General features: G+C 72.1%; 12 protein-coding genes. 6 read left to right on the forward strand and 6 right to left on the reverse strand.

Going from position 1 to position 13,132, the window contains the following annotated elements:
* Positions 1-573: biotin/lipoyl-containing protein (locus tag ACIGFK_RS31320; protein WP_386473747.1), on the forward strand; the 573-nt coding region annotated here is incomplete at its 5' end.
* A 333-nt stretch (positions 574-906) separates the two neighbouring features.
* On the opposite strand, the gene ACIGFK_RS31325 is transcribed toward ACIGFK_RS31320, so the two are convergent.
* Together ACIGFK_RS31325 and ACIGFK_RS31330 are read right to left on the reverse strand one after the other, a co-directional pair.
* Positions 907-1,854, reverse strand: a complete 948-nt coding sequence (locus tag ACIGFK_RS31325) for a DeoR/GlpR family DNA-binding transcription regulator (RefSeq protein ID WP_376662092.1) — start codon at positions 1,852-1,854, stop codon at positions 907-909.
* Between the two features lie 176 nt (positions 1,855-2,030).
* Entirely contained in the window at positions 2,031-3,470 is a 1,440-nt protein-coding gene (locus tag ACIGFK_RS31330; protein WP_376662091.1) for an NAD(P)H-quinone dehydrogenase, read from the reverse strand.
* Positions 3,471-3,679: 209 nt separating this feature from the next.
* Here ACIGFK_RS31330 and ACIGFK_RS31335 point away from each other — a divergent pair, with 209 nt between their 5' ends.
* From ACIGFK_RS31335 to ACIGFK_RS31345, 3 genes are all read left to right on the forward strand, one after another.
* Positions 3,680-4,117 (forward strand): gamma-glutamylcyclotransferase, encoded by a 438-nt coding sequence (locus ACIGFK_RS31335; RefSeq protein ID WP_053786320.1) that lies wholly within the window; start codon positions 3,680-3,682, stop codon positions 4,115-4,117.
* 143 nt (positions 4,118-4,260) lie between these two features.
* Positions 4,261-5,067: a purine-nucleoside phosphorylase gene (locus tag ACIGFK_RS31340; RefSeq protein ID WP_376662090.1), complete on the forward strand. Its 807-nt coding sequence runs from the start codon at positions 4,261-4,263 to the stop codon at positions 5,065-5,067.
* Positions 5,068-5,125: 58 nt separating this feature from the next.
* Entirely contained in the window at positions 5,126-6,772 is a 1,647-nt protein-coding gene (locus ACIGFK_RS31345) for a phospho-sugar mutase (RefSeq protein WP_376662089.1), read from the forward strand.
* 1,416 nt (positions 6,773-8,188) lie between these two features.
* On the opposite strand, the gene ACIGFK_RS31350 is transcribed toward ACIGFK_RS31345, so the two are convergent.
* The 3 genes from ACIGFK_RS31350 to afsQ1 are packed head-to-tail and all read right to left on the reverse strand — an operon-like array spanning position 8,189 to position 10,990.
* Positions 8,189-8,836, reverse strand: coding sequence for a hypothetical protein (locus ACIGFK_RS31350; protein ID WP_376657575.1), 648 nt, complete (start codon positions 8,834-8,836; stop codon positions 8,189-8,191).
* Positions 8,829-10,316, reverse strand: a complete 1,488-nt coding sequence (locus ACIGFK_RS31355) for an ATP-binding protein (protein ID WP_376657543.1) — start codon at positions 10,314-10,316, stop codon at positions 8,829-8,831. The genes ACIGFK_RS31350 and ACIGFK_RS31355 overlap by 8 nt, the downstream gene beginning before the upstream one ends.
* Positions 10,313-10,990: a two-component system response regulator AfsQ1 gene (gene afsQ1, locus ACIGFK_RS31360; RefSeq protein ID WP_063754818.1), complete on the reverse strand. Its 678-nt coding sequence runs from the start codon at positions 10,988-10,990 to the stop codon at positions 10,313-10,315. Before afsQ1 ends, ACIGFK_RS31355 begins: the two co-directional genes overlap by 4 nt.
* Positions 10,991-11,175: 185 nt before the next feature.
* On the opposite strand from afsQ1, the gene ACIGFK_RS31365 reads away from it, so the two are divergent.
* The gene (locus tag ACIGFK_RS31365) at positions 11,176-11,871 is read left to right on the forward strand and encodes a SigE family RNA polymerase sigma factor (protein WP_386467470.1); all 696 of its coding nucleotides are present in this window, start codon (positions 11,176-11,178) and stop codon (positions 11,869-11,871) included.
* A gap of 114 nt (positions 11,872-11,985) precedes the next feature.
* On the opposite strand, the gene ACIGFK_RS31370 is transcribed toward ACIGFK_RS31365, so the two are convergent.
* The gene (locus tag ACIGFK_RS31370) at positions 11,986-12,687 is read right to left on the reverse strand and encodes a uridine kinase (protein ID WP_376657576.1); all 702 of its coding nucleotides are present in this window, start codon (positions 12,685-12,687) and stop codon (positions 11,986-11,988) included.
* Between the two features lie 72 nt (positions 12,688-12,759).
* Here ACIGFK_RS31370 and ACIGFK_RS31375 point away from each other — a divergent pair, with 72 nt between their 5' ends.
* A complete protein-coding gene (locus ACIGFK_RS31375; RefSeq protein WP_376657545.1) occupies positions 12,760-13,110 on the forward strand; it encodes a hypothetical protein in 351 nt (116 codons plus the stop codon).
* The last annotated feature ends 22 nt before the right edge of the window (positions 13,111-13,132 follow it).

The following is a 13,132-nucleotide window of genomic DNA, read 5'->3' on the forward strand; positions in this document are numbered from 1 at the left end:
CAGCGCGCCGCGCGTGCGCTGGCGGAGTTCGAGGTCGAGGGCATGGCCACCGCCATCCCCTTCCACCGCGCGGTCGTCACCGACCCCGCGTTCGCGCCCACCGACGGCAACCCGTTCACGGTCTACACCCGCTGGATCGAGACCGAGTTCGTCAACGAGATCCCGGCGTTCGCGGCCCCGGCCGCGGACGACACCGAGGACGAGCCGGGCCGCGAGACGGTGGTCGTCGAGGTCGGCGGCAAGCGCCTCGAGGTCTCCCTGCCGTCTTCCCTGGGCATGACCCTGGCCCGCACGGCCGCCGCGGGCGGCGCGAAGCCGAAGCGCCGCGCGGCCAAGAAGTCCGGCCCCGCCGCCTCCGGCGACACCCTCGCCTCCCCGATGCAGGGCACGATCGTCAAGGTCGCGGTCGAGGAGGGCCAGCGCGTCGAGGAAGGCGAGCTGATCGTCGTACTCGAGGCCATGAAGATGGAGCAGCCGCTGAACGCGCACCGCGCGGGCACCATCGTCGGCCTGACGGCCGAGGTGGGCGCGAGCCTGACGTCCGGCGCGACGATCTGCGAGATCAAGGACTGACGTCCTTGACCCGCGGGTGAGGCCCGGCACCCCTTCTGGGGTGCCGGGCCTCACCCGTGTGCGGACACCGCCGTACGCAGGCGCGCCACCGCCCCGGGGGCTCCACCCCCGCACCCCCGCGCCTCAAACGCCGGCGGGGCTGGAATGCACCCCTGCGCGGCCGGATCCGCCCCCGCAGGGCAAATCCGCCGGCCGAGCACGTCCAGCCCTGCCGAGCGCGTTACAGACCCGGCCCGGGGCAAAACCAGCCTCGCCCGCGTTCGAGGCGCGGGGTCCGGGCCGGAGCCCCGGCGGCGGCGCCGCACCCGCGATCCGGGCCCGGTCGCACCGCGGCTAGCGGCGCCGCATGTCCGCGACCCGCGCCCGCTCCCCCGGCTGGGGGTCCGGGATCAGGCCCGCCGTGCGGAGCTGGGCCGTCGGGCCGCCCCGCCGCTGGACCGGCAGGGGCGACTCCCGGCGCGGCCGGCGGCTCGGCATGCCGTCCACGGCGCCCGCAGCGGACGCACCGGCCACGGTGATCTGCACGCCCTGGTCCGCCAGCGCCTGCAGCTCCGTGGCGGCCCGGTCGTCGTGCGGCGGCGGCTCGTCCGTCACCAGCCGCGTCATGACGTCCGTCGGCACGGTCTGGAACATGGTGTCGGTGCCGAGCTTCGTGTGGTCGGCCAGGACGACCACCTCCGCCGCCGCCTGCACCAGCGCCCGGTCCACGCTCGCGGAGAGCATGTTGGACGTCGACAGGCCGCGCTCGGCCGTCAGGCCGCTGCCCGAGAGGAAGGCCCGGGAGACCCGCAGGCCCTGCAAGGACTGCTCGGCACCGCTGCCCACGAGGGCGTAGTTGGAGCCGCGCAGGGTGCCGCCGGTCATGACGACCTCCACCCGGTTGGCATGGGCCAGCGCCTGGGCGACGAGCAGCGAGTTGGTCACGACGGTCAGTCCGGGCACCCGGGCGAGCCGGCGGGCCAGCTCCTGGGTCGTGGTGCCCGCGCCGACGACGACGGCCTCGCCCTCTTCGACGAGGGAGGCGGCGACATCGGCGATGGCGGTCTTCTCCGCCGTCGCGAGGTGGGACTTTTGCGGGAAGCCGGATTCACGGGTGAAACCCCCCGGCAGCACCGCACCGCCGTGCCGGCGGTCGAGGAGTCCTTCTGCCTCCAGTGCCCGCACGTCCCGCCGTACGGTCACTTCGGAGGTCTGGACGACGCGGGCGAGCTCCCGGAGCGAAACCGCTCCGTTGGCCCGCACCATTTCGAGGATCAATTGGCGACGTTCTGCAGCGAACACGAAACTGACAGTAACCCCAACGACCGTCTGGTTTCAGCTCCTTGCGCCGGAATACCGAAGTTGTCCATATGGCGGGGCGACTAGTGGTATACGCAGCCCGAGACTTGGGTGAACGTCCGGCCACACCACTGCGCCCCGCCCTCAAATCCCTTGCGGTATGCGGCGGTTGGGGCGGATCAGGCCTCTCCGGCGGCCTTCCGCGTGTGGAGCTGGCGGGCCACCTCGGCGATCGATCCGGACAGCGAGGGGTACACGGTGAACGCGTTTGCGATCTGCTCGACCGTCAGGTTGTTGTCGACCGCGATCGAGATCGGGTGGATCAGCTCGCTCGCTCGCGGGGAGACGACCACGCCGCCCACCACGATCCCGGTGCCCGGACGGCAGAACAGCTTCACGAAGCCGTCCCGGATGCCCTGCATCTTCGCGCGCGGGTTGCGCAGCAGCGGGAGCTTGACCACGCGGGCGTCGATCTTGCCGGCGTCCACGTCCGCCTGGGTGTAGCCGACGGTGGCGATCTCGGGGTCGGTGAAGACGTTCGAGGAGACCGTCTTCAGGTTCAGCGGGGCCACCGCGTCGCCGAGGAAGTGGTACATCGCGATGCGGCCCTGCATCGCCGCCACCGACGCGAGCGCGAAGATCCCGGTGACGTCGCCGGCCGCGTACACGCCCGGCGAGGAGGTGCGGGACACCTTGTCGGTCCAGATGTGCCCGGACTCCTTGAGCCGGACCCCGGACTCCTCCAGGTTCATGTCCTTGGTGTTCGGGATCGCGCCGACGGCCATCAGGCAGTGCGTACCGGTCAGCACGCGGCCGTCCGAGAGCGTGACCTCCACCCGGTCGCCCACCCGCTTGGCGGACTCGGCGCGGGAGCGCCCCACGACGTTCATGCCGCGGCGGCGGAAGACGTCCTCCAGGACGGCGGCCGCGTCGGGGTCCTCGCCCGGCAGCACGCGGTCGCGGGAGGACACCAGGGTCACGCGGGAGCCGAGGGCCTGGTACGCGCCGGCGAACTCGGCGCCGGTGACGCCGGAGCCGACCACGATGAGCTCCTCGGGGAGCTCCTCCAGGTCGTAGACCTGTGTCCAGTTCAGGATGCGCTCCCCGTCGGGCATCGCGTCCGGGATCTCGCGCGGGGTGCCGCCGGTCGCGATCAGCACCGCGTCGGCGGTCAGGATCGTCTCGGTGCCGTCGGCGGCGGTGACGATGACGTCGCGCGTGCCGTCGATGCCCTGCGGACCGCCGAGCTTGCCGCGGCCGCGGATGACGCGGGCTCCGGCCCGGGTGACCGAGGCGGTGATGTCGTGGGACTGGGCGAGCGCGAGGCGCTTGACGCGCCGGTTCACCTTGCCGAGGTCGACGCCGACGACCCGCGCGGCCTGCTCCAGCGGCGGGGTGTCGTCCGCGACGACGATGCCGAGCTCTTCGTACGACGAGTCGAAGGTCGTCATGACCTCGGCGGTCGCGATGAGCGTCTTGGAGGGCACGCAGTCGGTCAGTACCGACGCCCCGCCGAGACCGTCGCAGTCGACGACGGTCACCTCCGCACCGAGCTGGGCGCCCACCAGGGCTGCCTCATACCCGCCGGGTCCGCCGCCGATGATCACGATCCGGGTCACGAAAAGTCCGCCTCACGTCTACCCGGCCGGCTGCCGCCCCGGCCGGTGTTCCGGGGGGTCTCCCCGGGGGATGCATTCCGTGCCCCATTGTCCCGCACTCATCAAGGTGCTTCGCGCCCGGTCCCTCGCCGGGACTCCGTCCGGGGGTACCCGGGCCGGGACGGCAGCCGGAACGCGTGCACCGGCACCCCTCCCGTACCCTCGGACGCATGTCGCTCTACGCCGCGTACGCCGGCAACCTCGACCCGCGGCTGATGACGCGCCGCGCCCCGCATTCGCCGCTGCGCGGCACGGGCTGGATCAACGACTGGCGGCTGACCTTCGGCGGCGAGCAGATGGGCTGGGAGGGTGCTCTCGCCACCATCGTGGAGGCGCCACGGCACCAGGTCTTCGTCGCCCTGTACGACATCGCGCCCCTGGACGAGGACTCGATGGACCGCTGGGAGGGCGTCGGCCTCGACATCTACCGCCGCATGCGCATCCGCGTCCACACGCTGGACGGCGAGGAGGCGGCCTGGTGCTACGTCCTCAACGGCTACGAGGGCGGCCTGCCCTCCGCCCGCTACCTGGGCGAGATCGCCGACGCGGCCGAGTCCGCCGGCGCCCCGCACGACTATGTGATGGAACTCCGCAAGCGCCCCTGCTGACGCCCCTTCCCACCCCTCCCCCCGCCTGACCAGGCCCGCAGGGCCGTTCGGGGACGATTCGGCGGAAACGACAAGGCAACGATCCGAACACCGTGAGCTGTGCCATCTACGCGCGTAGGCCGGAAGGAGCTACGCTCGTCCGCGTGAACGCATCTGTTACCGATCCCTACGCCGCCGCCGACGCCGCCGCCGCCCGCCTGAGCGAGCTCACCGGCGTCGAATCCCACGATGTCGCCCTCGTCATGGGCTCCGGCTGGGCCCCCGCCGCCGAGGCGCTGGGCGCGCCCGAGGCCGAATTCCCGGTCACCGAGCTGCCCGGCTTCCCGCCGCCCGCCGTCGAGGGCCACGGCGGCAAGATCCGCTCGTACAAGATCGGCGACAAGCGCGCGCTGCTCTTCCTCGGCCGGACCCACTACTACGAGGGCCGCGGCGTCGCCGCCGTCGCCCACGGCGTCCGCACGGCCGTCGCGGCCGGCTGCAAGACCATCGTCCTGACCAACGGCTGCGGCGGTCTGCGCGAGGGCATGAAGCCCGGCCAGCCGGTCCTGATCAGCGACCACCTCAACCTCACGGCCACCTCGCCGATCGTCGGCGCGAACTTCGTGGACCTCACCGACCTCTACTCGCCCCGCCTGCGCGCGATGTGCAAGGAGATCGACGAGACCCTCGAAGAGGGCGTCTACGTCCAGTTCCCCGGCCCGCACTACGAGACCCCGGCCGAGATCAACATGATCCGCGTGATGGGCGCCGACCTGGTCGGCATGTCCACCGTGCTGGAGGCCATCGCCGCCCGTGAGGCCGGCGCCGAGGTGCTCGGCATCTCCCTGGTCACCAACCTGGCGGCGGGCCTGTCCGGCGAGCCCCTCAACCACGAAGAGGTCCTCCAGGCCGGCCGCGACTCGGCCGCCCGCATGGGCACGCTCCTCACGCAGGTCCTCGCCCGTATCTGATCGACTGGTCGACGTACGAGGCAGGCCACGGAAGGTCACGAGAGGTAAGGCGGAAGCAGTGCAGGAACAGGACGACCTGATCACCCGGGCCCAGGCCTGGCTGGCGGAGGACCCCGACCCGGAGACCGCGGCCGAGCTCGCCGCGCTCATCGAGGCGGGCGACACCGCGGAGCTCGCGGACCGGTTCTCCGGCACCCTGCAGTTCGGCACGGCCGGGCTGCGCGGTGAGATCGGCGCGGGCCCGATGCGGATGAACCGCTCGGTGGTCATCCGGGCCGCGGCGGGCCTCGCGGCCTACCTGAAGGCCCAGGGCCACGACGGCGGTCTCGTCGTCGTCGGCTACGACGCCCGCTACAAGTCCGAGGACTTCGCCCGCGACACCGCGGCCGTGATGACCGGCGCCGGGCTGCGTGCGGCCATCCTGCCCCGACCGCTGCCGACGCCCGTCCTCGCGTACGCCATAAGGCACCTGGGCGCCGTCGCCGGCGTCGAGGTCACCGCGAGCCACAACCCGCCCCGGGACAACGGCTACAAGGTCTACCTCGGCGACGGCTCGCAGATCGTCTCCCCCGCGGACGCCGAGATCGCGGGCCACATCGCCCGCGTGACGACGCTCGACTCGGTCGACCGTCCCAAGGACGGCTGGCTGCAGCTCGACGAAGAGGTCCTGGAGGCCTACCTGGCCCGTACGGACGCCGTCCTGACCCCCGGCTCCCCCCGGGGCGTGCGGACCGTCTACACGGCCATGCACGGCGTCGGCAAGGAGGTCGTCCTCGCGGCCTTCGCCCGGGCCGGCTTCCCGGACCCGGTCCTCGTGGCCGAGCAGGCCGAGCCCGACCCGGCCTTCCCGACCGTCGCCTTCCCCAACCCGGAGGAGCCGGGCGCGATGGACCTGGCCTTCGCGAAGGCCGCCGAGGTCAACCCGGACATCGTGATCGCCAACGACCCGGACGCGGACCGCTGCGCGGTGGCCGTGCCCGACAACGGCGGCTGGCGCATGCTGCGCGGCGACGAGGTCGGCGCGCTGCTGGCCGCGCACCTGGTCCACAAGGGGGCGCAGGGCACGTTCGCGGAATCGATCGTCTCCTCCTCCCTCCTCGGCCGGATCGCGGAGGCCGCGGGCCTGCCGTACGAGGAGACCCTCACGGGCTTCAAGTGGATCTCCCGCGTGGAGGGCCTGCGCTACGGCTACGAGGAGGCGCTCGGCTACTGCGTGGACCCCGAGGGCGTCCGCGACAAGGACGGCATCACCGCCGCGCTGCTCGTCGCCGAGCTCGCCTCGGAGCTCAAGGAGCAGGGCCGCACCCTGACCGACCTGCTGGACGACCTGGCGATGGCCCACGGCCTGCACGCCACCGACCAGCTGTCCGTCCGCGTCTCGGACCTCTCGGTCATCGCCTCGGCGATGGCGGCGCTGCGCGCGGAGCCGCCGACGTCCCTGGCGGGGCTGCGGGTCGTCTCGGCGGAGGACCTCGCGGTGGGCTCGCCCGCCCTCCCGCCGACGGACGGCCTGCGCTACTACCTCGACGGCGACTACAAGGCCCGCGTGATCGTCCGCCCGTCGGGCACGGAGCCGAAGCTGAAGTGCTACCTGGAGGTGGTGGTCCCGGTCCCCGAGGCCTCCGACCTCGCCCCGTCCCGCACGCGGGGCCAGGAAGTCCTGGACGCCATCAAGAAGGACCTGGCGGCCGCAGCAGGCATCTGACCGCCCGCCCGCGGTACGCGTGCGGCGCGCGCGACGGCTGCGACTGCTGCGACTGCGACGGCCCCCCGAGCCAACGGCCCGGGGGGCCGTCGGCGTGTCCGGGGGGTACGCAGCTCCCGGCGCGGGCGCGCCATCACCCCCTCGACCCCCCGAGCGCACTCGGCGACTGCCCACCCACCCCCGGGCGCGGGGGGTCGGGGGTGGGCGGGACCTGCCCTGCCCGGAATCAGAGAAGTCTTGGGGATTTCCCGTCAGTCCCATAGTCCTTCCGTGTCGAAACGGCCTGTCAAGGGCGCTCCTCCTTCGTCGTCGCGTCGCTTCGCGATCGCCTACGGCGACCCTTGACAGGCCGTCCCGACACGGAAAGACAAGGACTGCCGGGAAACCCCCAAAAGAACGGGCCGGGCGGAAGGCAAACAACCAGCCGTATCGGCGATGCTCGGCCCCGCTCCGGCGTGGCGCGGCAGATCGCTACGCGCTTCTCCGTCTCGGCGTCTGCGGCCCGTCTGGGGCTGGTCATAAGCCGCCATCGATCGCTACGCGCTCCTCGATCATGGCGGCTGACCCCCGTCCGGGGCTGAGAGACCACGAAATGGCGCCGATCAGGGGCCCAAAGGGGCACATGCTCGCCCTGGCCGAGGTGTAGTCGTGTCAGGACGAGACCGTCCCCACCAACCCACACCCATAACATCCCAATTAGGGCATAACGCCAGCCTTTTTGGTCGCCGACCGGCTCTGACGTGAGTACACCTCGACATAGCCGCTGTCTGGTCACTTTTCTCCTCTCGACGGCCGTCGGACGCGGTCATGGAGGAGGAAACCGGGCCCTTGGGCGGCCTATGACCAGCCCCAGACTGCCGTCGGACGCTGTTATCGAGGAGCGCGTAGCGATCTGGGGCGAGACCAGCCCCAGACGGGCCGCAGACGCCGAGAAATGAGGAGCGCGTAGCGATTTGATGCGCCCGGCGAAGCAGGGCTGGACATCGCTGACATGGCCGTTTGTCGTCGTCTCCCCCGGCCCGTTCTTTTGGGGGTTTCCCGGCAGTCCTTGTCTTTCCGGGGCGGGACGGCCTGTCAAGGGTCGCCGTAGGCGATCGCGAAGCGACGCGACGACGAAGGAGGAGCGCCCTTGACAGGCCGGCCCGACACGGAAGGACTATGGGACTGACGGGAAAGCCCCAAGCCCTCTCTGATTCCGGCCGGCGCAGGTCCGGTCTCCTGGGTGCCGGCCGGCTGTTCCGCTGTTCTCCTCCGTCCCGGTGGTACCCCCTGCTCCGGTGCCCCGACGGGTTCAGGCGGCGCCGCGCCGTGGGACGGCGTGCAACGGGCCCGCGCCCGGGGGCGGGTGGGCAGGCGCCGGATGCGCCCGGGTGGTCGAGGGGGTGATGGCGCGCCCGCGCCACGAGCCCCTCCCCCTCACTTCGCCGTAGCCCCCGCCGTGCCCGACGGGCGGGCGATTTCGCCCAGGGTCGGGACCGACTCGGGGCGGGAGCGGACGGCTTCCGTGCATTCCCATGTGCGCGGCGGATCGGCGTCCGGGCCGCCCAGGGTGACCGGTCGGCCCGGGCCCGCGGAGATCGTCTCGTTGCCCGCCAGCGTGCACACCAGCTGGGACAGCGCGACCGGCGGGAGGTCCTCCGGCTTGCGGCTCAGCCGTACCGTGCCCGCCGGGTCGCCCGGGCGCGGCGCGGTGGCCATGAGTTCGTCCGGGACCCCGGTCGTGAAGCCGGCGTCCCGTTCCTGGGCGGACAGCGGCTTCTCCAGTGCCTCCAGCAGCGCCTGCGCGACGAGTGCCACGGGGTCCTTCAGCGCCCCCCGCTTCTCGGGCACCGGGACGACCCGTTCCACGCCGACCAGCTGCGATCCGCAGACCAGTTCCACCGTGGCGCGGAAGCCTTGTACCCCGCTCTGCCCGCTCGGCTGCGCCGGGGTGTCGCAGGACACCCGGGAGGGCGCCGCGCCGACGTCGACCGGCACGGTCGTCGCCCTGATCCCGCACCCCGTCGCCGAAGCGGCGACGAGGGCGACGAGCAGGGCCGAAGTCACCGGCAGCGTCCTACGCATCCTGCTCACCCGCCAGTACCTTCCCCACGTCGACGGGCAGCCGCAGTGTGAACAGCGCACCGCCTCCGGGCACGTTGGCGGCGGTGATGTCGCCGCCGTGAATGTGTGCGTTCTCCATGGCGATCGACAGTCCGAGGCCGCTGCCGTCCGACTTCGGGCGGGACGCGCTCGCCTTGTAGAAACGGTCGAAGACGTGCGGCAGGACGTCCTCCGGGATGCCCGGGCCGTTGTCCTGGACGGCGATGACCAGCCACTCCTCCTCCACCGACACCGACACCCGCACCGGCGAGCCGCCGTGCTTGAGCGCGTTGCCGATGAGGTTGGCGAGGATCACGTCGAGGCGGCGCGGGTCGAGGCGGGCCACGATGTCGCGTCCGGCGTCGAGTTCGACCGCGTCGAGCCAGGCCCGCGCGTCGATGCACGCGGTGACCTGGTCGGCGACGTTGACGTCGTCCAGCACCAGCTTGGCCGTTCCCGCGTCGAAGCGGGTGACCTCCATCAGGTTCTCCACCAGGTCGTTGAGGCGGCGCGTCTCGCTGACGACCAGCGCCACGGCCGGCGCGATCATCGGGTCGAGGTCGTCGACCTCCTCCTCCAGCACCTCGGCCACCGCGGTGAGCGCGGTGAGCGGCGTGCGCAGTTCGTGGGACATGTCCGCGACGAAGCGCCTGCTCGCCTCCTCGCGCGCGCTCATGTCGGCGACCTTCTTCTCCAGCGCCTCCGCCGTCTTGTTGAAGGTGTGGGAGAGGTCGGCGAGTTCGTCCGTGCCCCGCACGTCGAGCCGGTGGTCGAGTTCGCCCTCGCCGAGCCGCCGGGCCGCGTCGCCGAGCCGCTGTACGGGCTTGAGCACGGTCCGGGCCGCGGCCTGTGCGAGCAGCGCGGAGCCGAGCAGGGCGAGGCCCGTCGCGATGGTCAGGGACCAGGCGAGCGCGTTGAGGTCGTCCCGTTCCTGCGCGAGCGACTTGTACATGTAGCCGGTCGGCCCGCCGCCCACGATCCGCGTCCCGCCGACCAGGTAGGGATTGCCGTTGGGCTTCGTGCGCTGCCAGTACATGTGGTACTCGGCGTCGTTGGCCGAGGTGGTCTTCTGACGGTCGTTCACCGCGCGCTGGAGGGACTTCGGTACGTCGGCCAGCCCGAAGGAGTCGGAGCCGCCGGTGCCGACGACCTGGCCGTGGTCCCTGGTCTCGTCGACCAGCAGCACGCTGTAGCCGGGGCTCTTGCCCGCCATGAGTTCCGCGGTGCGCTGGAGCTCGTCCGCCGTGGGGTCCGCGGGCAGGGCCGCGGCCCTGTCCTGCATCTCCCGCCGGAAGTCGCCGAGGGCGGCGTCCTGGGTACGGGTGAGGACCGCTTCGCGGTTGAGCCAGTACGCGATCCCGGAGGCGGAGACCGCGGCGGTCAGTGCGACCAGCGCGAAGACGATGAGGAGCCGCAGCCGCAGGCTGGTCCAGCGCCGGCCCGCGAGCAGCGCGCGGATCACTGCGGGGAGTCCAGGCGGTAGCCGACGCCCCGGACCGTGCGGATCAGGGTGGGCGAGGAGGGCACGTCCTCGACCTTGGCGCGCAGCCTCTGCACGCAGGCGTCGACGAGTCGCGAGTCGCCGAGGTAGTCGTGTTCCCAGACGAGGCGCAGCAGTTGCTGGCGGGACAGCGCCTGTCCGGGCCGGCGGCTGAGTTCCAGCAGCAGCCTCAGCTCGGTCGGGGTGAGCTGGAGGTCTTCGCCGTTCTTCGTCACGGTCATGGCGGCGCGGTCGATGACGAGGGAGCCGAAGCTCGCCGAGTCGCTGGACTCGCGTTCGCCGCGGCGCAGCACGGCGCGGATGCGGGCGTCGAGGACCCGCCCCTGGACGGGCTTGACCACGTAGTCGTCGGCACCGGACTCCAGCCCGACGACCACGTCGATGTCGTCGCTGCGCGCGGTGAGCAGGATGATCGGCAGCTGGTCGGTGCGGCGGATCCGCCGGCACACCTCGAAGCCGTCGATCCCGGGCAGCATGACGTCCAGCACGATCAGGTCCGGCCGCTGCTCGCGCAGCAGTTTCAGGCCGTCCTCGCCCGTCGCCGCGGTGGCCACACGGTGGCCCTGGCGTGACAGGGAGAGTTCGAGGGCCGTGCGGATGGCGTCGTCGTCCTCGATCAGCAACAGGAAAGGCACGGGCTCATTCTGTCCCATCGGTAGTCGGGAGTTCGACCGTAAGGAGGACGCGATCCGCACGAAGGCCGCTGTGACAGTGCTGTGACAGTCGACGGACACCCCGGTTAAGTCGGCGGGGCAGGCTTCTACCAACGCACGGAGCACGACGGTCCGAAGCAGACACACTCCACGACGGGGGGCGCGAGATGAACACGCTGCACAGCACCACGACCAGCGCGGTTGTCACGCGGCTGCACGATGTGAACCGCCGGGCGGGTGTCCGTTCGGTGGCGGTCGCCCGTCCTCGACCGGCGCACGTCGTAGCCATTGACGCTCAGAAGTACGAAGCGGTTCCCGCACAGCGCACCCCGTCCTCGTCGTCCGAGGCGGAGTTCACGGCGTACGTCCAGGAGCGGCGTGCCGCCCTGTACGCGACGGCCTTCCACCTCACCGGCGACCGCCACGAGGCCGAGGACCTGCTGCAGAGCGCGCTGTTCTCCACGTACCGCGCCTGGGACCGGATCAGTGACAAGGCGGCGGTCGGCGGCTACCTGCGGCGGACCATGACGAACCTGCACATCAGCGCGTGGCGTCGGCGCAAGCTGAACGAGTACCCGACGGAGGAGCTGCCGGAGACGGCTTCCGACACGGACGCGATGCGCGGTACGGAGCTGCGTGCGGTGCTGTGGCAGGCGCTGGCCCGGATCCCGGAGCCGCAGCGCACGATGCTGGTGCTGCGCTACTACGAGGGCCGCACGGACCCGGAGATCGCGGAGATCCTCGGGATCAGCGTGGGCACGGTGAAGTCGAGCATCTGGCGTTCGCTGCGGCGTCTGCGCGAGGACGAGGCGCTGAGCTTCGGCGCCGACGAGGCGGAGTCCTTCGAGGAGCTCGTCGCCTGAGAGACCAACGGCCGGGGGGCCGTCCTGCGGGGGTGGGGCGGCGGCCATGGGGGGACAAGCGCGGGATCGGTCGGACGGGGGTCCGATCGGTCCCGCGCTTTCATGTGTCCGGGGTCAGGCCGCGGCGGCGCTCGGTGAGCGGTGGCGGCCTGCGGCTGCGGCCGCGAGGCGTCCGAGTGCCTCGTCGCGGCCGCAGGCGTGGGCGCCGAGGGCGGTGTGCCGGGCCACGATGCCGCGCTCGGCGCGCATCAGGCGCCAGCCCCTGCGCAGCAGGAACGGCAGGGACTTGCGGCCTTCGCGCATGTCGCGGGCGAGGCGGCGGCGGAAGGTGGTGGACGGCCGGCCGCGCAGGCAGATCGCGTCGGCGAGGAGGCCGAGTTCCTGGCAGCGGGCGGCGATGTCGGCGGCGAAGATGCCCTCCGCTATGAACAGCGGGGTGCGGGAGATGTCGAGGGTTTCGGTGCCGGTGCGGGAGCTGGTCGCGATGTCGTAGACCGGGACCTCGGTGCGGCCGGTGCGGCACAGTTCGGCGACGGCGGCGACGGCGACGTCCGCGTCCCAGGACTGCGGGGAGTCCCAGTCGATGTCGGAGCTGCCGTCGACCAGCGGGAGGGTGGGGTCGTCGCCCTCCTTGTAGAAGTCGTCCAGGCGCAGCACCGGCAGGCCCGAGCGGGCGGCCAGCGAGGACTTGCCGGAGCCCGAGGGGCCGGTCAGCAGGACGACGCGCGTAGGCAGGGGAGAAGAACAGCTCACGGGACACCAGTGTGAAGCATTACCCCGCGTAGGGGATCCTCCCGGTGGCCGGTTGGTGTCGATATCACACCTCGACTACGCTGCGTGCGCGCACGATTACCACTCCAGGCACCAGGCACCTCAGGGCGGGAACCCATGGCACGTCACGCAGCCCCTTCCGTACCGAACCGGCTCCGCAGCGCGGGTCTGACGGTCTCGATGGCCGGTGCGGCCCTGGCGATGGCCGCCGGCGGGGCGCAGGCCGGTGAGCTCGACGTCCCGGCGGCGCTGGCCGGGGTCGCGAACCCCGTCGCGAACCTGAAGGTGAACCCCCTCGCCAACACGGGTGTGGATCCGCTGGACAACGGGGTCGCCACCCAGGTCGCGGACTTCCCCTCGGTCGGGACGGAGATGGTCACCGGCAGTCTGACGCGCGGCTCCTCGGTGGGCGAGCTGCCGACCGCCGCGGTGTCCTCGCTGCTCGGGCCGGTGCTCCCCAAGGGGTGAGGCGGGCACGGGAAGGCCCCGG

It is taken from the genome of Streptomyces sp. NPDC085524 (assembly GCF_044541755.1).
In the GTDB taxonomy this organism is placed as follows: Bacteria; Actinomycetota; Actinomycetes; order Streptomycetales; family Streptomycetaceae; genus Streptomyces.

Bases quoted from the DNA above. Each gene is read 5' to 3' on its own strand.
- ACIGFK_RS31365 (WP_386467470.1), top strand. From the start codon at position 11,176: ATGAACACGCTGCACAGCACCACGACCAGCGCGGTTGTCACGCGGCTG.
- ACIGFK_RS31350 (WP_376657575.1), bottom strand. From the start codon at position 8,836: ATGCGTAGGACGCTGCCGGTGACTTCGGCCCTGCTCGTCGCCCTCGTC.
- ACIGFK_RS31335 (WP_053786320.1), top strand. From the start codon at position 3,680: ATGTCGCTCTACGCCGCGTACGCCGGCAACCTCGACCCGCGGCTGATG.
- ACIGFK_RS31375 (WP_376657545.1), top strand. From the start codon at position 12,760: ATGGCACGTCACGCAGCCCCTTCCGTACCGAACCGGCTCCGCAGCGCG.